The organism is Nocardia sp. X0981 (genome assembly GCF_977089955.1).
Genome location: NZ_OZ372435.1, coordinates 3,474,793 through 3,495,124, shown reverse-complemented (window position 1 = coordinate 3,495,124; position 20,332 = coordinate 3,474,793). Strand labels below are relative to the sequence as shown.

The window sequence follows — 20,332 nt, the reverse complement described above, 5'->3', positions numbered from 1 at the left end:
ACAGCGTCTTTGGCGCGTCGGCGCCGGGCCCCCGGGAGCGCCCGGCGGCAATGGGAGGGGTCCGGCGCAGTGACGCTCGGGAGTAGCTGTGCCCGGTGCCGCGCCTGCGGCGCATACGCTTCGCGGACCGCGGCACGATACGGGCTCACCCCTCGGCAGGCTCCGCCGTACTCGGCGCCGGGTGGTTGTCGGGGGCGGGCAGGAACAGGGCGAGGACCGCGGCGGCCAGCGGTATCCCGCACAGCACCATCAGGACGGCTTGCGGACCGTAGCGGTCGGCGAGAGCACCGAGTACGGGAACGAACAGCCCGCCCGCGCTCACCGCGAGACCGAGGGTGACACCGGCGGCCGTGCCGGGACGGGCGGGCAGGTAGTCCTGGCCCAGTTTCACGAACACCGCGAACGGCAGATTGACCGTCACCCCGGCCAGTACCGCCAGGACCAGTCCGATACCCGGATTCGGGGCGAGGCGCAGCGCGAGCAGCGCCGGAACCGCGGCGGCGCAACCGATCCGGATGGTGTGCAGCATGCCGATCCGATCCGCCAGCCGTCCACCGGCCAGCGTGCCGATCACGCCGCCCACCAGGAACGCGGTCAACGCGAGACCACCGGCGTACCGGCCGGCGCCCAGATGCACGATCCAGTACAGAGCGATGAACGTATTGAGACCGAGGAAAACGACGGAACGGATGATCTCGACGGCGGTCAGTGCCAGGAACGGCAGCCAGCGGTCGCGCCCGCCCGTCCCGGCCGGGGCCGCGGTCGCGGGATCGCGCCGCTGCTGATGTCGCCACAGGAGGAAGGCCATGAGTACCGCGGGCGGGACGAACAGCGCGGTGGCGCCGACACCCAGCGATACCAGTGCGGGCGTCGCCAGGGCCGGGGCGAGGAAGAAGCCGATACTGCCGCCGGCGGCGAACAGGCTCATGGCGGTGGCACTGTTTCCCGCCGCTCGGCGGGCGTCGCGCCCGGCGGCGGGATGGAAGGCCGCCACTCCCAGACCCGACAGCAGCAGCAGGACCCAGACCAGCGGATAGGAGGGCGCCAGACCGGCCAGTCCCGCCCCGATGCCGGCGGCTGCCAGACCGGCTGGTGCCAGCCAGAGCAGTTTCCGGCGGTCGGCGAGTACCCCCAGAACCGGTTGCGGCAGGGAACTTCCCAGGGTGGCGGCCAGGGCGAGCCCGGACGCGGCGACGTAACTGTAGTCGCGTTCGAGGACGAAGAAGGGGATGCTCGCGGGCACCAGCCCCTGATAGAAGTCGTCGACGATATGGGCGAAGACCCAGTACCGCATACGCTTCCACACCGGCTCGCCGTGTGTCGTGGCCACTGTTTCGACCGACGTCTCCACCCTCGGATCCTTCCTGCTACCACCGGACAGCGCTCAGCGTAGGAAGGACGGGCCCGCGCCTTCTTCCGATAAAATGCCAAGTTGTGCCGGAAACCCGCCATGCTTCTCCCGCACCGACTTCGGTGCGCGATCACACCGGCGGTTCGCGGATCCACCGGCACCGGCATATCGACCATCAACTCGTCTACGCCAGTTCCGGTGCCGCGGAGGTCCGTACCGATACCGGTTACTGGATCGCCCCGGCCGACCGGGCGATCTGGATTCCCGCCGGGCACTGGCACGAACACCGTTTCTACGGCCCCACCCGTTTCCACTGTGTCGCCTTCCCGGCGGACATTTCCCACGCCTGGTCCACGCCCACGGTCGTCACCACGCCACCGCTGGTACGCGAACTCGTCATCACCTGCTCGGCTCCGGCCGGCCTTCCCGATGCGGAGATCGATCGGATACGGCAGGTGCTGCTCGACCAGCTGCGGCGCAGCCCGCGCCAGCGGCTGAACCTGCCCGCCGCGCGCGACGAACGGCTGCGCCGGGCCTGCGCACTGGTCGAGCAGGACCTGACCGTCGTGTGGACACTCGCCGCGCTGGGACGGTATATCGGCGCGAGCGAACGCACCCTCACCCGGCTGTTCCGGACCGAACTGGCCATGACCTACCCGCAGTGGCGTACCCGCTTGCGGCTGCATCGAGCGGTCCAACTCCTCGCCGAGGGCCTGCCGGTCACGACCGTCGCCGGGCGCTGCGGCTGGGCCTCGGCCAGTGCGTTCATCGACGTGTACCGGGCGGTTCTCGGGGATACCCCGGGACGCTCGCGCCGATCCGGTCCCCGCGGACCCGACCCGTCCGGGTAACGGCACGCACGCTCCCGAACCGCCACACGCGATTCACCGGAACATGGGCCCGCCTATTCCGCAACGGTGGATCCGGTCACTGTCGCCACCCTCGACCTGAGCGTGCCGCACGCCCTCCCGGGGGACGGGCGAGCACCGTTCAGCCGGATCGCGGAGATCGACGATCGGCACCGGCGACCCGCAGGTGGCGTTCGTCGGCGCCACCATCGGCAGCCACAGCCTCCTGGTTCTCCCGGTGCGCCGGGACGCGCCGGCGTTCTCCGGCTACATCACCGAGCGGGCGGGGCGCTGCCCGGTGTCGCCGGTGTCGAGCCCGCCCCCGGTACGGAGTATCCCGAAACTCGGCGGCTCACCCCTGTGATCGGGGCGCGCGCCACATCAACCACATCGTCGGCCCGCCGTCCGGGAGGCCGACCGTCCCGGTGACTTCGAACCCGAACCGCTCGTAGTAGCCGATATTCACCTGTTTGCTCGATTCGAGATAGGCCGGTACGCCCTCGCGATCGCAGTGCTCCAGTCGCGCGTGCAGCAGGGCCTGCCCGTATCCGCGACCGCGCTGAACCGGATCGGTGCCGATGGTCGCGAGATACCAGTGCGGTTCGGCCGGATGCGCCTCGGTCATGAGGTCGGCCAGTTGTTTACCCGCACGCAGCCGGGGCCCGAAGGCCCGGACCAATTGCGGAAGCATCCGCAATTCCGTCAACGGGGACGGCTTCCAATTACCCGGTGCATCCCAGAGGGCGGCACCGCCGATCGCCCCCGAGGTATCGACGGCGATATCCACACCCCGGGAAGCGAAATGATGGTGCCGGGTCTGGGCGGCGAACAGGCGGGGCAATCCGAGCGCCCGCCGCCGCTGGTCCGGCCAGAGCCATTCCATCACCGGATCGTCCTGGAAGGCGGCGGCCAGGGTGCTCGACAACGCCACGATCTCGTCGCGGCGCGCCGGACGTACCTCGAAAGGGTTCGGCATCGTGCGATTCTAGAGCGCGCCCATATCGGCGGCACAGTCCGCGGTGAGCGGCGCCCCGGACGCTCCGCGCGCCTATGCCGGGACCGTGGACCGAGCGTGAACCCGGACGAGCGGTACGTCACCCCAGGGCATCCGGATCGCGAGCGACGATCCCTACCTGGTGGAAACCGGTGATGCCGTTGGGCATATCGGTGATCGTCGCCCGCTGGGCCGCCCGGTCCGAGCCGTGCACTCGGATACGCCGCGATCCGGCACCGGACGGACCGTACGGACGGATTCGGACGCGGGCGGGCCGGTCAGGCTTCGCCGGGAGCCGCGGGAACCAGTTTGTGCGGTTCACCCCGCAGGGTCGCGCTCATCCACCAGGCCGCCTCCACCAGGACGATGCCCACCGCACCGCAGACGAACGCGGCGGTGGTGAGGCGGAGGTTCGAGGGGTCGAGCGCGAAGAATTCGCGCGTGGCCGGCACCGTGAACAGCACCAGATAGGCCGTGACGGAGACGGCCAGCAGCACGACCTTCCACCAGGTGTACGGGCGTGCGACGATCGCCAGTACCCAGACCGCGATCATGATCAGCGTGATGAGCGCGGTGGTACCGGCCTGCATCTTCTGCTGCTCGCTGGCCTCGGGGCCGGCATAGGCGATCAGGTAGGCCACGAAGGTCGCCGTTCCGATCACCACACCGGAAGGGACCGCCAACCGCATCACCCGTCCGACGAACCCGGTCCGGGCGCGTTCGTTGTTCGGTGCCAGCGAGAGGATGAACGCCGGGATACCGATGGTGAACCAGGCCGCGATCGTCACGTGCCGCGGCAGGAAGGGATAGCCGATCGGTTCGTAGCCGAAGATCTGCGACCCCACCCCGGCGGCGCCCACCAGGAACGCCAGCAGCACCGAGTACACGGTCTTGGTGAGGAACAGATTCGAGACCCGCTCGATATTGCCGATCACCCGGCGGCCTTCACCCACCACGTACGGCAGGGTGGCGAACTTGTTGTCCAGCAGCACGATCTGCGCGACGGCACGGGTGGCCGGGCTCCCGGCTCCCATGGCGACGCCGATATCGGCGTCCTTGAGCGCCAGGACGTCGTTGACCCCGTCGCCGGTCATGGCCACGGTGTGCCCGCGCGACTGCAGGGCGCCGACCATCGCCCGCTTCTGGTCGGGGCGTACCCGGCCGAAGGTGGTCCGCTCCGCCAGCACCCCGGCGAGTCCGTCCCGGTCCGCGGGCAGGGTGCGGGCATCGACGGCGGCGTCACCGCCGGGCAACTCCAGGGCGGCGGCCACCGCGCCGACCGAGACGGCGTTATCGCCGGAGATCACTTTGACGGCGACATCCTGGCTCGCGAAATAGTCCAGAGTGGCGCGGGCGTCCGGCCGTACCTTCTGCTCCAGGACCACCAGGGCGACCGGGGTGATCTCTCCGGGTGCGCCGGCGGCGGCGACATCCCGGTCGCCGCGGGCGAGCAGCAGGACCCGTAAGCCGGTGGCGCCGAGTTCTTCGGCGGCGCGGGCGGGGGCCGAGGACGGATCCAGCAGCACATCGGGTGCGCCGAGCAACCAGTCGCCGTGCTCGCCGTAGGAGAAACCGCTCCACTTCTTGGCCGACGAGAACGGCGCCACCGCGGTATAGGACCAGCCGGGTGTTTCGGGTAGCGCCTCGGCGACCGCCTGCACGCTGGCATTGGGCCGGGGGTCGTCGGCGGCCATGGCGGCCAGCGCCTGCCGCGCGGCGGTTTCCGCGCCGGGCGCGGTGTCGATCATGCGGAGTTCGGCCAGCCGCATACCGTTCTCGGTGAGGGTGCCGGTCTTGTCGGCGCACACCACGTCCACCCGGGCCAGCCCCTCGATGGCGGGCAGCTCCTGCACCAGGCAGTTGCGCTGCCCCAGCCGCACGACCCCGACCGCGAACGCGATCGAGGTCATCAGCACCAGGCCTTCCGGCACCATCGGCACCAGCGCCGCGACCATACCGGTGACCGCCGGCCGCCACGATTCACCGCTGGATACCAACTGGTTGTAGATACTCAGCGCGCCCGCCGGGATCAGCAGATAGGTGATGACCTTCAGGATCGTGTCGATACCGTTGCGCAGTTCGGAATTCACCAGCGTGAACTTGCTGGCCTCGTCGGCCAGTTTCGCGGCGTAGGCGTCGGCACCGACCTTGGTGGCGCGATAAGCACCCGAACCGGACACCACATAGCTACCCGAGAGCACCTGTTCCCCGATGTCTTTGTGCACATCGTCGGATTCGCCGGTGAGCAACGATTCGTCGACCTCGAGGAGTTCGGATTCCACGACCACACCGTCGACCACGATCTGATCGCCCGGACCGAGTTCGATCAGATCGTCGAGCACCACATCCTTGGGCGCGATCCGCCCGGACCGTCCGTCGCGGCGCACCGTGGGTTCGGCCCGGCCCACGATGGCCAGCCGGTCCAGGGTGCGTTTGGCCCGCACCTCCTGGATGATGCCGATCGCGCTGTTGGCCACGATCAACAGCCCGAACATCCCGTCGATCACGGACCCGGTGGCCATGACCAGGACGAACAGTACACCCAGGATGGCATTGATCCGGGTGAACACATTCGCCCGGACGATATCGCGGATCGAGCGGCCGGCCCGGTCCGGGACATCGTTGGTGAGCCCGTCCCGGCGCCGCTGCGCCACCTCCGCGGCGGTGAGGCCGGGTGCTCCGACGGCCTGCACTGTTGTCGACATGTGGGCCAGCGTAACCAGCCCCGGCCGAGCGGAACTCAATAGGCGACGTTGATCGGGCCGGGCGTCCAGGTCCCGGAATGCTCCTCCTGGGTGATCCGCGGGCGTGCCGGTACCGCGTCGGGGTCGATGGGCAGGAACTGCTGTAGCTGACCCCAGTCACGATCCCAGTCGTGGTTCAGGTAGGTCGGCAGGGTGCGTGCGTACAGCAGCAGACCGGTCCAGCCGAGCGGACCGCCGCCGTCGTGGTTCTGCCACAGCTCGGTGTCGTGCGCGCCGATCCGGTCCGGCAGGATCCGGTACTCGGGCACCTCCGCGATTCCGGTGCGGTGGTCGAACGGGCGCTGGCACGGGAACTGCAGTCCGACGGCCCAGTCCAGCAGTACCGGTGCGGTGGAACCGACCACCGAGTTCAGATCCCGGGTCTGCGGTATACGGGGCGGAGTGAAGGCCAGCCACTGGCGCGGGTCCCGGTCGCGGTCGGCGGCCACGATCCGTACTGTATCGGCGTCGGCGAACGAATCCAGCGGTACCCGCAGATTGCGCCAGGAGGGGGCCGGGCCGATATCGATCGGGTTCACCCGGCGCAGCGGTACCGGAGCGGCGGCCGAGCCACCCGGAGCCGTGGTCGACCCGAATTCGAGTTCGAGCGATTGGCCGTGGGTGACCACGCCGTCGGCATCACGCGACCAGATGCGTCCGGCGGCGCTGAGCGCGAGAATATCGCCGCGTTCGGCTACCGGGGGGAGCCGGTACCAGCCGCTGGTCAGCTCGGCGGGACCGTCCGCTTCGTAACTCCCCTGCACCGGCGTACCCGGGTGCAGGCCGAAGGGTAGTGCGGGACCGGCGGTTTCGGTGGCCACACCGGTTCCGGCGCTCATATCGCCCATCGAGTCGGCGATGGCGGCATCGGCGCCCTGCTCGGCGTCGGCGCTGAGATCCGCGGCCACTCCGGTCGGGGTGAAACCGGTGGCGGTGCCCGCGAGGGTGGCCGCCGGATCCCCGGACAGTGGGGTGAGCGTGCCGCGGTTCGGATCGGTTTCCACCAGAACGTGCGGGGCCAGACCACAGGTGCTGCCGGTGAAAACCCCCAGGTTCGAGGCGGCCAGCGAGAAGGCCGGATACTGGCTGACGGCGCCCTTGGCGAACGACGCCACCTCGAACAGCACCATGAACGCGGCGGCCACCGCCAGCGGCGGCACCTTGACGAACCGCCAGCCCCAGCGCGAGATCCGATGATGCCCCCGTTCCGGCGCCCGCACATGCCACCAGGCGGCCGGTACGAGCAGCAGTACCGCGCCGAACAGGAAAACCTTGTTGAAGGCGATACCGGCCACCGACGGCTGTTTGTCCCACCACGGGACGCCGTAGGAGGAGACGTACCACCAGCCGTTGGGGCCGGAGAAGACGAGCGCGAGCAGGAACGCCACCGCCGCGGCGAACAGCGCCCGGTTACGTGGCCCGCGCATCACCCGCGGGCCGATGGCGACCGCGGTGAGTACCGCCACCGCACCCGCCAGACCGGCGAAAACGCCCAGGTGATGGGTCCATTTGGTGGGGGTGGTCATCATCAGCGCCATAGCCCCGACGGTGACCCCGAGGATCCGCCGGGAGGGTCCCAGCGCCGCGGTGGGGATTCTGCCGCCTTTGCGGAGCAGCGTCAGCAGGCAGACGAGCAGTCCCGCCACCATCACGAAGATGCCGAACCGGCGGGCCACCGAGCCGTCCACGGTGCCCATGAACAGGTACTGGTAGCGCAGGTATTCGTCGAACCACAGCACATGGGGGCCGGTCAGTTCGTGTACCCGGCGCATCTCCTGCATGGCGCTGAACGTCTGATCCGCGAACGCGACCACCAGGACCAGCACACCCGCGGCACCCAGCGGAAGCAGTTGGGCGGCCCAGCCGACCCGCCGCGCCCGCGTTGCGATGATCTTGAACAGCGGGCGCAGTCCCGCCAGCAACGCGGCGAGGCAGATGACGCCGTGTGGTCCGGCGGTACAGCTGAAGGCCGCGATCAGCACGGCGACCGCGAAAGGCAGCAGCCGCCGGGTGGCGATCCCGCGCTCCACCGAGCACCAGGTGAGCAGAACCCCCAGCGCGACCAGCGGTTCCGGCCGGAGCCCGTTGTTGTACGGCAGCCAGACCGCGAGGAACACCAGCGCTCCGGTCCACGGTACGAACCGGTTCCGGTGCAGGGCGGCACCGAACCGCGGCACCACTTCGCGGCTGATCACCATCCAGGCCAGCATTCCGGCCAGCAACGTCGGCAGCCGGACCCAGGGACTGGCGGTACTCAGCTGCGCCATCAAACCGATGAGGTCGTAGTAGGGGGTACCGACCGGGTTCTCCGGTACCCCGAACCACCGGAAGTAGTTCGCCATGTACCCGGCCGCCACCGAGGTGCGGCCCATCCCGAACTGGTAGCCGTCGTCGGAGGTGGTGGCGCCGATGAAATGCCAGAGCACCAGGGTGCCCAGGACCACGCCGTCGATGGGCCGGAAGGTCCACCAGCGTGCCGGCAGGAAACGGCGGGCGCGGCGGCCGTCGAGCCGGTCCAGGCGGTGCAGGGCCACCAGTGAGACGATCGTGGCCGCCACCGCCGCCCAGATGGCGATCCGTTTCCACCCGGTGGGAGTGGAACTGAACCGGCTGTCCACCTCGGCGGTGACCCGGGTACCGGCGGCATCGTCGAGATCGCTGAACACACCCACCAGCTGGGGCCGGAAATCCCCGCCGAGCACCACGGGTTCCCGGCCGGTGAGCGTGGCCACGGATTCGGTCATCCCCGCACCGACGGTGAGCTCGCAGCCGGGCGCGAGCTCGGCCACCGGCACGCTGAACAGCGATTGGTTGCGCAGTACGACATCGAGCCGGGAACCGGCGTCCGGTGTCGCGGGCCGCACCCGGGCGAGGAAACCGTAACGTTCGAGATCGGGCGCACCGTACGGGGCGGTGGCCGCCAGTACGCCGCCACCCCGGGCGTCCAACTGCCGCACGGCCGCGCATGGCACGGTGACATCGAAGCTCAGCGGCGCGTACGCGACCAGAGGCGCCTCGATCGAGGCGGTCGAATCGGACTGCGGCCAGGTCAGTGTGGCGTGGTCCACCCGTACCGGCAGCAGTGGCACCGACAGCGCGAGCAGAGCCCCGATCAACGCCGACACCAGCGCTACCGGCCGGGCCCAGCCGCCCCGGGAAGGGGGGCGCGGAGTTTCGGAGATCTTCGCCGGCTCGGGCGCCGCCACCACGATCGTGTCAGCCACGGGGGGCAATCCTAGCGGGCGGTCCGAGCGCGCTCACCGCTGCGCTCACCGGCCGGAACGACACCGGCCGGCCCGCGCTGGGCGGACCGGCCGGGTACGGGTCGGGTGGATCAGGCGACGCAGGCCGGCGACTGCACCTGAGCCTGCGCGAGCATATTGCAGGCCCAGGTCTTCTCGACCTTCCAGACACCGTCCTCGGCGACGAACGGGACATCGACCACGTTCTGGGTATCGCCCAGTTTGAAGTTGGCCTTGGCGTTCAGGGTGTCACCGAAATCGTTGACCTCGGTGACCTCGATGGTGGCGCCCGAATCGGTGTAGAACTGGCTCAGTTTGCTCGGCAGTTCCGGATCGGCCTCGGCGCCCTGCACCATTTCCAGCTTCTCCTCGTTCGGGACGGCCGGATCGAGCGCGCGCTGCAGCTGAGTGTTCAGATCGGTGGCGGTGGGCACCGCGGGCAGATCGTCTTCCGCCTCGGTGGTGGCCGCCGCGGCGGACGTGGAACTCGCGGCCTTGGTGTCCGAGTCGGAATCATCGCTACCACACGCGGTCAGGGTCAACGCGGCCACTGCGGCCACGCCGGCGATCGCGATACGTCCGGTCTTGCGAAGCTTCAACTGCTCGTCCTTTGCGTTCGAGGGTTCGGTGTCGTGCGCTGCGGCAGCTCCACCGGAACCGGCGACGCTGCCCGGGACCAACCTACCCGGCGGTCCGTCAGGACAGGCTGCCGAGCGGGTCCGCCGGGCGCAACTCCGTATTGTCGGCAGCGAACGTACGCGCGATCCCCGGTCCTGTCGAGCGGGTCTCGAACCGGACGGTGACCCGGCCGTGCCCGGCGCCCTGGACCCAGCCGAAGCCGAATTCGGGGTGCCGGACGTCCGTTCCCGGCCGCCACAGGGGGGCGCCACCAGCGGCGATGCCCGAAACCGCCGCCACACCCGCGGTTTCGGCCCGGCCGGCGCCGACGGTCGCGCGATCTGCCCCGGACGGGTCGGGCTCCGCCGCGATTCTCACCGAATCCACAGAGCTCTGCTCGTCTTCTGCCGATGAACCCACCGGCCGGGCCGGACCGGCCGCACCGGCCGGCACCTCGGGTTCGACGCCCGCCCGGTCCAGTTCGGGGAACAGCGATTCCTGCCGGATCGTCGACAGTCCGGCATAGCCGACGCCCACCAGCCTGATCGGGCCCAGCTCCCGCGGATCGAGAGCGGCGCGCTGGGCCGCGGCGGTGAGGGTGGGCAGGTCCTCGGTCGCGTACGCGAGTGTGGTCGAACGAGTGGTGATGCTCATATCCGCGCGTTTGAGTTTCAGGACCACGGTCCGGGCGGCGCGGCCGTCGCGCGTGAGCCGGCGATGGGCCGCGGCGGCCATCTCGCTGATCGCCGGCCGTAACCGCTCCAGGGTGACGATATCGGTGTCGTAGGTGGTCTCGGCGCTGATCTGCTTGGCCTCGGCGCGTTCGGCCACCGGCCGGTCGTCGATACCGCGGGCGAGCCGGTGCAGCGCCGCGCCGATACTGCCGCCCAGAATCGAGACCGCCTCCACCTCGGGCAGGGCCGCGAACGCTCCGACCGTCTCGATCCCGAGTGTGCGCAGCCGGTTTTCCGCCACCGGCCCGATGCCCCACAGCTTGCGTACCGGTAGCGCCGCCAGCAGCGCCTGCTGTTCGCGCGGCGCGATCACTCGGATACCGTCGGGTTTGGCCATCCCGGAGGCGATCTTGGCCAGCTGTTTCCCGCTGCCGGCCCCCACGGACACCACCAGGCCGGTCCGTTCCCGTACCGCGGCGCGCAGCCGCTCACAGAAGGCCGCGACCTCCGCCACACTCGCGCCGGCCAGTTCGGCCGGTTCGCCGAACGCCTCGTCGAACGAGAGTGTCTCGAGTACCGGTATCCGCGCCCGCAGGGTATCGAAGACCTGCCCGCTCAGGACGCCGTACAGCGCGCCCCGCGGCGGTATCACCACGGCCGGGGCGCCGACCATGCGCCGTGCCTGCTGCATCGGCATCGCCGACCGCGCCCCGAAGACCCGCGCCTCGTAACTGGCGCCCGCGACCACTCCCCGCGCACCGGTACCACCGACGAGTACCGGGCGGCCGCGCAACGTGGGCCGGGTGAGTTGTTCGCACGAGGCGAAGAACGCGTCCATATCCATGTGCAGTACCCAGCGGCGGGAGGTCTCGTTCGCGGGCGCCCCCGGACCCGTAGCCGGATGCTCGCCGCTCACCACGGAGTGGCCCACCGTTTCCCCGCCGCGCCCGACCGCGGCCGGAAAGGGCCGCCGCACGTCCGGCTGCTGGTGTCCATGAGCCCTGAATGTACGCCCCGCCGCCGACAGCTCCGTGCTTCCCGTCCGCCCGGGTGCGCAGCGGTCACCAGCGGGTTGCCGGAGGTCTTCCGCACCTGTCGCTCCCGGTGGCCGGCTGCTCCACCGCCGCCTGACCCGGCCGGAGATGCCGCTGTGGCCCGCGCCGATATGTGATGATCGGACGATGAAGATCCGTAAGGCCGTGATCCCCGCTGCCGGTATCGGTTCCCGACTGCTACCGCTGACCAAGGCGATTCCGAAGGAGATGCTGCCGGTCGGCGACAAGCCGGTGATCGAACACACGGTACGCGAGCTGGTGGCCTCCGGGATCACCGATATCACCATCGTCGTCAGCGGCGGGAAATCACTGATCCAAGACCATTTCCGCCCCAACCCGGCCCTGGTCGCCCAGCTGCGCGCCGACGGTAAGGACGCCTACGCGGACGCGGTGGAAGAGGTCGGCGAGCTGTCCCGGCTGGGCCATATCACCTACCTGGATCAACACGGCCCGTACGGTAACGGGACACCGGTGCTGAACGCGGCCCGCACCGCCGGCGACGAACCCATGCTGGTGTTGTGGCCCGATGATGTGTTCGTGGCCGAGATACCGCGTGCCCAGCAGCTCATCCGGGCCTACGAGTCCACGGGCTGCCCCGTCCTGGCGTTGATGCCGATGAACCCGAACGAATCACAGCGCTACGGCGTGCCGGTGGTGCGGGAGGATCTGGACGAAGGCCTGCTGCGGATCTCGGGCCTGGTGGAGAAGCCGAAGCCCGCCGACGCGCCCTCGTCGTACGCCGCGATCGGCGGTTATGTCGTAACCCCGGGCATCATCGAGGAACTGCGCGCCCAGACCGAGAACTGGTACACCCATCGGACCGGTGAGGTGTACCTCACCGACTCCATCAATGCCTACGCCGCGAACCACGCCGTCTACGGTCAGGTCATCCAGGGCCGCTGGTACGACACCGGCAATCCCGGCGACTATCTCATCGCGCAGTTCGCCACGGCACTGGCCCATCCCGACTACGGGCCGCTGCTGCGCCGGCAGGTGGAATGATCCGGCCGGCGCAGCGGCCGGTCAGAACCGCCGGATGCTGTGGATGTGGAAATGATCGAGCGGGGTGAGCCCCACCGGCACTCCCGCACCATAGGCGTTGAGCACCTGGCCCATACCGGCGTAGATCCCGACGTGGGAGGCGTCGCGGTTGATGATCACGACGTCGCCCGGCGAGAGCGCGTACCGCGGGACCGCCACGCCGGCTTCCGCCTGCTCCCATGTGGTGCGGGGCAGCACGACCCCGACCTGACGAAACGCCCACTGCACCAGGGCCGAACAGTCCCAGGTATCGGGGCCCGTCGCACCCCATTCGTACATTTTCCCGGTCTGGGTGGTGGCCGCGGCCAGCGCCCCGAGGCCGTTGCTGGTGGGAAAGGGCAGCGCCGCCGAACCACTGGCGCTCAGCGAACCGGAACCGGACGCCGATCCGCTGGCGCTCCCGGTTTGCGCCCATCCGGGCGCGTCGGCGACCGCACCGACCACGGCCGCCAAGAGCACGCCGGTGATACCCCGGCGCAATGCAATTCCGATCACGTACCCACCCTTCTGCTGGTCGATAGGCCGGACGCCGCATGGCATCCGGTTAACTTGCGGCAACCTTCCCGGAAGGAAGCCGCGGACCACAGGCGTGACGCCGGACAGATCGCTTCCGGCGCAACTTCTCTCAGGTAGAACCGAACGAAATAATTACCGTTTCCGGCGCTCCGGGGTCCCGAAGCGGGTATCGGCGATGATTTTGCCCCGCCTTTACGGCAGCCGACAAGCTCTTGGCAAATTTTCAGGGTGTGATCAGAATCACAAAAATGTTTATTGTGTCTGAGTTGCTATATCGTTGAGCGTCTTCAGCAGCACATCCTTGGTGGCCGGCGGAGACTCCAGGTAGACCCCCACCTGCCAGACCAGCTCCCCGCCCGGCTCGGCGGCGAAGAAGCGGCTGAAATCGATGACGAACTTGCCCTCTTTGTTCGACGCCGTCTCCACATACGCGGTCCGGTCGTCGACGTGTTTCGCCTCGGCCATATTGTCGAACCATTCGGCGTTGAACTGCGCCTGTGTGGCCGCATCGCATGTGCTCGGGCATTTCCGCAGCATCACATTGAACTTCTGCCCGGCCGCCGAGTCGCCCTCATCGACGCACCCCCACGCCTGAGCTTCCGGAATGTTCTCGATCGAACCCTTCAAACAGCCCCAGGAGCCCGGCGCCCGGAAAGCGAACGGCCAATCCTTGAAGGCCATGGTGTAGGTGTCCTCGCCCTCCTGCCATGTCGGGCCGAGGATCGTGACCGGCGACAAACCCTCCCGGAGAACGGGGGTGCCCCCGGACGGCGAGGCACTGGTGGTCGTCGTGGTGGTGGAAGCCGGAGACGAGCTGCTGCTCGATTCGCTGTTCTGCGTGGAGGTTCCGGTGGCGGTGTTCTCCTCGGTCCCCTGGGATCGCAGCACGACCAGCCCGAGTACCCCGACCAGCACCAGAGCCACCACGACACCCAGTACGGCGAGCAGCGGACCCTTGTTCTGCCGCGGTGGTCCACCGTAGCCGCCGGAATTCAGCGGCGGTATCTCCCACGCCCCCTGCTGCGGCGGCTGTGGCACCTGCCCGGCGGTGTGCCCCCAGGGAATTCCCGGAGACGACTGCCCACCCTGGGACGAATATCCCTGCTGCCACTGCCCCGATGGGGATTTCTTCTCTTGCCCCTCAGGGGACTGCTGCCACCATTCGCCGGGATTGTCCGAAGCCATGGAAAACCACCCTAGCGGGGCAGGCCGCCCCGGTCATGGCCACGATATCCGGGTCACCGCCGCACGGGGCTCCCAGCTGCGAAAACCGCCAGGCCGTACAAAGCAGCGCAACCGACCGCCCCCGGAGTCATCCGGCGCCGTGCCGGCCGGACCCTCGGGCCCGGCCGGCACGGATCCTCAGCTCGCCTTGGCGATCCGGGCGCGCACCCCTCCGGTGAGCTCGGCCGCCGCCGGGCCCGCCGGACCGAATCCCAGATCAACGGCCAGGATCTCACCGGCGATCAGCTCCCGGTGGGTCGCCGCCCACTGCTGCCGGTCCGACGGCACCTCGAGCGTCGCCGTGATGCGGTCGGAAACCTCCAGCCCCAGCGATTTCCGGGTCTCCTGCAGATCCCGGATGAGGTCGCGAGCCCAGCCCTCGGCCTCCAGTTCCTCGGTCACCACCGAGTTCAACACGACCAGACCGGCGTTACCGGGCAGCGCCGCGGTGGATTCCGGCTCGGCGGCCACCAACCGCTGGGTGTATTCCTCGGGCAACAGTTCGATCCCGGCCGCGCTGACCACCCCGTCGGCGGTCTCCGACCATTCACCGGCCTTCACCGCCTTGATCACCTGCTGCACGTCCTTGCCGAGGCGGGGCCCGGCCGCCCGCGCGTTGACGACGAGCTCGAACCGGCCGTGCGCGGCGACATCGGTGGTGAGATCGACCTTCTTGACGTTCACCTCATCGGCGATGATATCGGCGTAGGGCGCGAGCCGGTCGGCGTCGGGCGCCGCGATGGTCACCTCCGACAACGGCAGGCGGACCCGCAGTTTCTGTGCCTTGCGCAGACTCAGCACCGTCGAGCACACACCCCGCGCCTCGTCCATGGCCGCCACCAGCTCCGGATCCCGGGGCAGGGCGTCGGGCGCCGGCCAATCGGTGAGATGCACCGAACGGCCACCGGTCAGCCCCCGCCAGATCACCTCGGTGATCAGGGGCAACAGCGGTGCGGCCAATCGGGTCGCGACCTCGAGCACGGTGTGCAATGTATCGACGGCATCGCGATCCTCGGCCCAGAACCGCGAACGTGACCGGCGCACATACCAATTGGTGAGCGCATCGGCGAAGGTACGCAGTTCTTCGCAGGCGCCGGCGATATCGAAGCTCTCCAGGGCCTCGGTCATCGCGTCCCGGGTCTGCGCCAGTTTGGCCAGGATGTACCGGTCCAGCGCATGAGGCGAATCCGTGCGCTGGACACCGGGTTCGGCCGCGTACAACTGCAGGAACGTCCAGGCGTTCCACAGCGGGCGTAGCGCATGGCTCACGCCCTCGCGGATACCGCGTTCGGTGACGATGAGATTACCGCCGCGCAGGATCGGCGAACTCATCAGGAACCAGCGCATCGCATCGGAACCGTCCCGGTCGAAAACCTCGTTCACATCCGGGTAATTACGCTTCGATTTGCTCATCTTGAGCCCGTCGTCGCCGAGCACGATGCCGTGGGCCACGACATTCGAGAACGCCGGGCTGTCGAAGAGCGCCGTGGACAGTACGTGCAGGTTGTAGAACCAGCCCCGGGTCTGCCCGTTGTACTCGACGATGAAATCACCGGGGAAGTGGGAGTCGAACCACTCCTTGTTCTCGAACGGGAAATGCACCTGCGCATACGGCATGGAACCCGATTCGAACCAGCAGTCCAGCACCTCCGGCACCCGGCGCATGGTGGACTTCCCCGTCGGGTCGTCCGGGTTGGGCCGGGTCAGCGCGTCGATCGCGGGCCGGTGCAGATCCGTCGGCCGCACCCCGAAATCGCGCTCCAGCTCGTCCAGCGAACCGTAGACATCGATCCGCGGATACGCGGGATCGTCCGATATCCACACCGGGATGGGACTGCCCCAGTAGCGGTTACGGCTGATGTTCCAGTCCCGGGCGTTCTCGAGCCATTTACCGAACTGGCCGTCGCGGATATGCTCGGGCACCCAGCGGATCCGCTTGTTCAACTCCACCATCCGGTCGCGGAAGCGGGTCACCGCCACGAACCAGGAGGGTACGGCCATATAGATCAGCGGCTGACCCGAACGCCAGCTGTGCGGGTAGGAATGTTCGATCGTCTCGTGCCGCAACACCTTGCCCGCGGCCTTGAGGTCCTTGATGATCACCGGATTGGCGTCGAACACCATCAGACCCTCGTACGGCGGCACCATCGAGGTGAACTTACCGCCCGGATCCAGCGGCTGTACCAGCTCGATACCGTTCGCGCTCGCGACGTCCATATCCTCCTCACCGAAGGCGGGCGCCAGATGCACCACGCCCGTGCCCGATTCGGTGGTGACATAGTCGGCCGCGAGCACGCGGTGCGCATGCGGATGCCCGGCGAAGAAGTCGAACGGCGGCGTGTAACGCAGATCGACCAGCGCCGCGCCGTCGTATTGCCCGAGCACTTCGGGCTGTTCACCGAGTTCACGCGCGTAGTGCGCCACTCGTTCGGCGGCGAGCAGGTAGCGCTTACCGTCCGCCCCGCGCACCTGCACGTAGCGCACGTCGGGATGGACCGCGATGGCGAGGTTGGACGGCAACGTCCACGGCGTGGTGGTCCAGATCAGCGCATTGGCACCGTCCAGCTCACGGAGGGGATGGTCGCCGGGGACCGACAACACCATATCGACGGTGACGGCCGGATCCTGGCGCATCCGGTAGGCGTCGTCGAGCCGGGCCTCCTGATTCGACAGCGGGGTCTGTTCGTACCAGCTGTACGGCAGCACCCGGAAGCCCTGGTAGATCAGCCCTTTGTCGTACAGCGACTTGAAGGCCCACATCACCGACTCCATGAAGTCGAGATCGAGGGTCTTGTAATCATTGTCGAAGTCGACCCAGCGCGCCTGCCGGGTCACATAGTCGCGCCATTCCCCGGTATAGCGCAGGACCGACTTACGGCAGGCGGCATTGAATTCCGCGAGACCCATGGAGTCGATCTGCGATTTATCGGTGATACCGAGCTGTTTCTCCGTTTCGATTTCCGCCGGCAGCCCGTGACAGTCCCAGCCGAACCGCCGCTCGACCCGTTTCCCGCGCATGGTCTGGAAGCGGGGGATGACATCTTTGACGTACCCGGTGAGCAGATGACCGTAGTGCGGCAGACCGTTGGCGAACGGGGGGCCGTCGTAGAAGACGAACTCCTCCCCCTCTTCCGCACGCTGCTCGATACTGGTGCGGAAGGTCCCGTCGGCGGCCCATGCGTCCAGTACCGCCCGCTCCAGATCGGGGAAGGACGCACCGGCCCCGCCGCCGAGATCGACGCGGGGGTATGCGCTGCTCCTGGAATTCTCGTCCGCCATCGCGGATACACATCTCCTCGTGCCCGGCGCGCCGGTGGCGCGATATCTCTGGCACGGGGACGATCGGCGCAGCGGGTGCGCCGGACCGCGGTACCACCCCGCTTGTCCACCGGCCCGGCGGGCCGGATGAACCTCTCGTTACGAGCTGTGACGGGCTCACCCGTTCGGTTCTAATGAGCGTGCGCGGGCCGACCGCACAGCGCCGTTCTTCCGAAAGCTCCCCGGTGATGGCCGGATCGTCGCCGACTTACAGGTTTGATTCTAACCAGCACGGTCAACCTTTTATGCAACCCCCGCGGCACCGCGCGACCCGCCGACCCGGAAGGATATGTGCTTCCCGCTCGTAGTTCTCGTCAGCGTTTCGCGTGCTGGTCACGCGGGGGGACCTGTTCGTCATCGGGTGCACGGATCGATAGCGCGCTCACCAGCAGTACCACGGCACCGATGACACACACCACGATGCAGCCCCAGGCCCAACCCACCGAGCCGGTGGTCAGGGACAGAATCAGCAGAACCGAGCCGATCGCGGCGAGCACCAGTGTCAAGACAAGCATGATGACCCCCAGGACAGCAGGCCGGGCGCCCGATCGCTCCCAGCGGTATCGGGCGGTGGTTATTCGCCCTTGGCGAACGAGGCGGGAGCGAGCTGATTGGCGCCGGTATCGAAGGTGTCACCTTCGTCCACCGGGACCGCCGAACCACGGTTCTCCAACTCCTCGAGCTGCGATTCCAGATACGACTTCAACCGCACCCGGTACTCGCGTTCGAACGTCTTGAGGGTTTGGATCCGGCTCTCCAGCACATTGCGCTGCTGGGTGATGGTGCCCATGATCTCGGTGTGCTTGCGCTCCGCATCGGCCTGCAGGGCGTCGGCCTTCTCCTTGGCCTGCCGCAGCTGGCTGTCCGAGCGGGTCTGGGCATCGGAGATCATGGCCTCGGACTTGTGGCGGGCGTCGGCGATCATCTCGTCCGACCGCGCCCGTGCCTCGTTGACCATACGCTCGGAATTGGCCCGCGCGTTCGCCAGCAAATTCTCGGCTTCGGTCTTCGCGTCACTGGTGAGCCGATCGGCCATCTCCTGCGCCAGGCTCAGCACCTTGGCCGCCTGCATATTGGCGTCGGCCGCGACATCGCTCGCCGAGGGCGCCGCCGGAACCACCGGGATGGGCGCCGACGGCGGCGCCTGGACCGGGGGTTTGATCGGCTCCGGTGGTGGGGCCTGCGGCACCGGTTTACCCAGAGCCGGGCTCACGGGGCCGCGGCCACTCTTGGCATCGGCCAGTTCGGCGTCCAGCTCGGCAACCCGCTGGCGCAGGTCGGCGTTCTCCTCGATCAGCCGGGAGAGTTCCTGCTCCACGAGATCCAGGAAGGCGTCGACTTCGTCCTCGTTGTAGCCGCGCTTCCCGATCGGCGGTTTGCTGAACGCGACGTTGTGCACATCGGCTGGGGTCAGCGGCATGGAAGGATCCCTTCGCGCGTTGGCAGATCTAGCGGCTCTGGCAAGTCTTCACGGCCCATTCTGTCACACCGGAGCTACCGGCTGTCCGAGCCGGCTGACCACCGACATCAGGATGAAGACCAGGAACAACAGAACCATGATCGAGAGATCCAGCCGGACTCCGCCCAGCGAAACAGGCGGTATCAACCGCCGCAACAGCTTCACGGGCGGATCCGTGACGGTGAAGATCACCTCCAGGATCACGACGACCACCCCGGTGGGACGCCAGTCGCGGGCGAAGCTCCGGATGAACTCGACGATCACACGGCTGATCAGCAGCAGCCAGAAGATGAACAGTACGAAGTACAGCACCGCGAACAAGTCCACGATGTCACTCTGCCGCAAAATCGGCGCGGTGCAAAATGCCCGCGCCGACTCCGGCCGCCCCCGCCCGCGCCCGGACCGGGACGGCTCCCGCTATTTCTGGTTGTAGAAGCCGGTTTCCGCGATGCGGCGGCGTTCCTCGGCCGATACGTCCACATCGGCCGGAGAGAGCAGGAACACCTTGGTGGCCACCTTGTCGAACGACCCGCGCAGCGCGAAGGCCAGCCCGGCAGCGAAGTCGACCAGCCGTTTGGCATCGGCGTTGCTCAGGTCGACCAGATCCATGATCACCGGGTTGCCCTCACGGAACCGCTCGCCGATGATCGCGGCCTCGCTGTAATCACGCGGACGTAGCGTGGTGATCTTGGACAAGGGACCTCCGTCCTCGAAGATCGCGGGACGGCGGGCGGCAGCCGGTTCGGGACGGACCCGCTCGGCCAGCCGTCGCTCCTCGGCATCGGGATCGACTGCCAGCGCTCCCCTGGTCGCGCCGCGCAGGGAGGCACCGCCGCCCGGACGATACCGCCCGGAGGAGGCGGCGTCGATCCGGGTGGGGCGGCGCGGACCCTCGTAATCGTCGTCATAGGCATCGCCCGGGTAGTCGTCCCGGCGCGACGCGGGGTAGCTGGGCTGGTAGGGCGGCTTGTACGGTACGTCGCGGTAGTCGGGGCCGTCGTAGCGGTCCTCGGCGTACCGATCGAATTCCGGACGGTCGTCGTAGTCGCGGGGAGCGCGGTCGGAGTAGTCACGCGGTCGTCGCCCGCCGCGATCCTCGACCCCGCGCGGGGTGCGATCGTCGACGTAGTCGTCTTCGTAATCCTCGAGCGGAACCATGCCGAAGTACGCCTTGAACTTGTGCAGCGTGCTCATTGGTCGACCTTCCTTCGGCCCCGGTGGCGGCCGGGTGTTGAAGTCTTGCTCAGC

Annotated in this window: 16 protein-coding genes; 3 read left to right on the top strand and 13 right to left on the bottom strand. The window is 68.4% G+C overall.

The window, feature by feature from the left end:
* Window positions 1-145: 145 nt before the first annotated feature.
* Entirely contained in the window at window positions 146-1,294 is a 1,149-nt protein-coding gene (locus ACYR7D_RS15540) for an MFS transporter (RefSeq protein WP_459550176.1), read from the bottom strand.
* Window positions 1,295-1,434: 140 nt separating this feature from the next.
* On the opposite strand from ACYR7D_RS15540, the gene ACYR7D_RS15535 reads away from it, so the two are divergent.
* Both ACYR7D_RS15535 and ACYR7D_RS15530 read left to right on the top strand, forming a co-directional pair.
* Window positions 1,435-2,202 (top strand): AraC family transcriptional regulator, encoded by a 768-nt coding sequence (locus tag ACYR7D_RS15535; protein WP_459545291.1) that lies wholly within the window; start codon window positions 1,435-1,437, stop codon window positions 2,200-2,202.
* 184 nt (window positions 2,203-2,386) lie between these two features.
* Window positions 2,387-2,563: a hypothetical protein gene (locus ACYR7D_RS15530; RefSeq protein ID WP_459545290.1), complete on the top strand. Its 177-nt coding sequence runs from the start codon at window positions 2,387-2,389 to the stop codon at window positions 2,561-2,563.
* Here ACYR7D_RS15530 and ACYR7D_RS15525 read toward each other — a convergent pair.
* The 5 genes from ACYR7D_RS15525 to ACYR7D_RS15505 form a co-directional block, all read right to left on the bottom strand.
* Complete coding sequence (locus ACYR7D_RS15525) at window positions 2,552-3,175, bottom strand: GNAT family N-acetyltransferase (RefSeq protein WP_459545289.1); 624 nt, start codon at window positions 3,173-3,175, stop codon at window positions 2,552-2,554. The two genes, ACYR7D_RS15530 and ACYR7D_RS15525, sit on opposite strands and share 12 nt — an antisense overlap.
* A 296-nt stretch (window positions 3,176-3,471) precedes the next feature.
* Window positions 3,472-5,898 carry an HAD-IC family P-type ATPase gene (locus tag ACYR7D_RS15520; protein ID WP_459545288.1) on the bottom strand — a complete coding sequence of 809 codons (2,427 nt, stop codon included), beginning with the start codon at window positions 5,896-5,898 and terminating at the stop codon, window positions 3,472-3,474.
* 35 nt (window positions 5,899-5,933) lie between these two features.
* Window positions 5,934-9,161: an arabinosyltransferase domain-containing protein gene (locus ACYR7D_RS15515; protein WP_459545287.1), complete on the bottom strand. Its 3,228-nt coding sequence runs from the start codon at window positions 9,159-9,161 to the stop codon at window positions 5,934-5,936.
* Window positions 9,162-9,271: 110 nt separating this feature from the next.
* Window positions 9,272-9,778, bottom strand: a complete 507-nt coding sequence (locus tag ACYR7D_RS15510) for a hypothetical protein (RefSeq protein ID WP_459545286.1) — start codon at window positions 9,776-9,778, stop codon at window positions 9,272-9,274.
* A gap of 97 nt (window positions 9,779-9,875) precedes the next feature.
* A complete protein-coding gene (locus ACYR7D_RS15505; RefSeq protein ID WP_459550175.1) occupies window positions 9,876-11,315 on the bottom strand; it encodes a DNA polymerase IV in 1,440 nt (479 codons plus the stop codon).
* A 337-nt stretch (window positions 11,316-11,652) separates the two neighbouring features.
* Here ACYR7D_RS15505 and ACYR7D_RS15500 point away from each other — a divergent pair, with 337 nt between their 5' ends.
* Window positions 11,653-12,528 (top strand): UTP--glucose-1-phosphate uridylyltransferase, encoded by an 876-nt coding sequence (locus ACYR7D_RS15500; RefSeq protein WP_459545285.1) that lies wholly within the window; start codon window positions 11,653-11,655, stop codon window positions 12,526-12,528.
* Window positions 12,529-12,549: 21 nt separating this feature from the next.
* On the opposite strand, the gene ACYR7D_RS15495 is transcribed toward ACYR7D_RS15500, so the two are convergent.
* From ACYR7D_RS15495 to ACYR7D_RS15465, 7 genes are all read right to left on the bottom strand, one after another.
* Complete coding sequence (locus ACYR7D_RS15495; protein ID WP_459550174.1) at window positions 12,550-13,053, bottom strand: C40 family peptidase; 504 nt, start codon at window positions 13,051-13,053, stop codon at window positions 12,550-12,552.
* Between the two features lie 282 nt (window positions 13,054-13,335).
* Window positions 13,336-14,268, bottom strand: a complete 933-nt coding sequence (locus ACYR7D_RS15490; RefSeq protein ID WP_459545284.1) for a hypothetical protein — start codon at window positions 14,266-14,268, stop codon at window positions 13,336-13,338.
* A 177-nt stretch (window positions 14,269-14,445) separates the two neighbouring features.
* Window positions 14,446-17,586 (bottom strand): isoleucine--tRNA ligase, encoded by a 3,141-nt coding sequence (ileS, locus tag ACYR7D_RS15485; protein ID WP_459545283.1) that lies wholly within the window; start codon window positions 17,584-17,586, stop codon window positions 14,446-14,448.
* Window positions 17,587-17,939: 353 nt separating this feature from the next.
* Window positions 17,940-18,140, bottom strand: a complete 201-nt coding sequence (locus tag ACYR7D_RS15480; protein ID WP_459545282.1) for a hypothetical protein — start codon at window positions 18,138-18,140, stop codon at window positions 17,940-17,942.
* A gap of 59 nt (window positions 18,141-18,199) precedes the next feature.
* On the bottom strand, window positions 18,200-19,045 hold the full coding sequence (wag31, locus tag ACYR7D_RS15475) for a DivIVA-like cell division protein Wag31 (protein ID WP_459545281.1): 846 nt from the start codon (window positions 19,043-19,045) through the stop codon (window positions 18,200-18,202).
* A 63-nt stretch (window positions 19,046-19,108) separates the two neighbouring features.
* Entirely contained in the window at window positions 19,109-19,411 is a 303-nt protein-coding gene (locus ACYR7D_RS15470; protein ID WP_459545280.1) for a YggT family protein, read from the bottom strand.
* Window positions 19,412-19,501: 90 nt separating this feature from the next.
* Entirely contained in the window at window positions 19,502-20,278 is a 777-nt protein-coding gene (locus ACYR7D_RS15465; protein ID WP_459545279.1) for a cell division protein SepF, read from the bottom strand.
* Window positions 20,279-20,332: the final 54 nt, after the last annotated feature.

Excerpts from the sequence above, each read along its gene's own strand:
- ACYR7D_RS15505 (WP_459550175.1), bottom strand. The coding sequence starts at position 11,315 with ATGGATATGGACGCGTTCTTCGCCTCGTGCGAACAACTCACCCGGCCC.
- ACYR7D_RS15490 (WP_459545284.1), bottom strand. The coding sequence starts at position 14,268 with ATGGCTTCGGACAATCCCGGCGAATGGTGGCAGCAGTCCCCTGAGGGG.
- ACYR7D_RS15520 (WP_459545288.1), bottom strand. The coding sequence starts at position 5,898 with ATGTCGACAACAGTGCAGGCCGTCGGAGCACCCGGCCTCACCGCCGCG.
- ACYR7D_RS15500 (WP_459545285.1), top strand. The coding sequence starts at position 11,653 with ATGAAGATCCGTAAGGCCGTGATCCCCGCTGCCGGTATCGGTTCCCGA.
- ACYR7D_RS15525 (WP_459545289.1), bottom strand. The coding sequence starts at position 3,175 with ATGCCGAACCCTTTCGAGGTACGTCCGGCGCGCCGCGACGAGATCGTG.
- ACYR7D_RS15480 (WP_459545282.1), bottom strand. The coding sequence starts at position 18,140 with ATGCTTGTCTTGACACTGGTGCTCGCCGCGATCGGCTCGGTTCTGCTG.
- wag31 (WP_459545281.1), bottom strand. The coding sequence starts at position 19,045 with ATGCCGCTGACCCCAGCCGATGTGCACAACGTCGCGTTCAGCAAACCG.
- ACYR7D_RS15540 (WP_459550176.1), bottom strand. The coding sequence starts at position 1,294 with ATGCGGTACTGGGTCTTCGCCCATATCGTCGACGACTTCTATCAGGGG.
- ileS (WP_459545283.1), bottom strand. The coding sequence starts at position 17,586 with ATGGCGGACGAGAATTCCAGGAGCAGCGCATACCCCCGCGTCGATCTC.
- ACYR7D_RS15465 (WP_459545279.1), bottom strand. The coding sequence starts at position 20,278 with ATGAGCACGCTGCACAAGTTCAAGGCGTACTTCGGCATGGTTCCGCTC.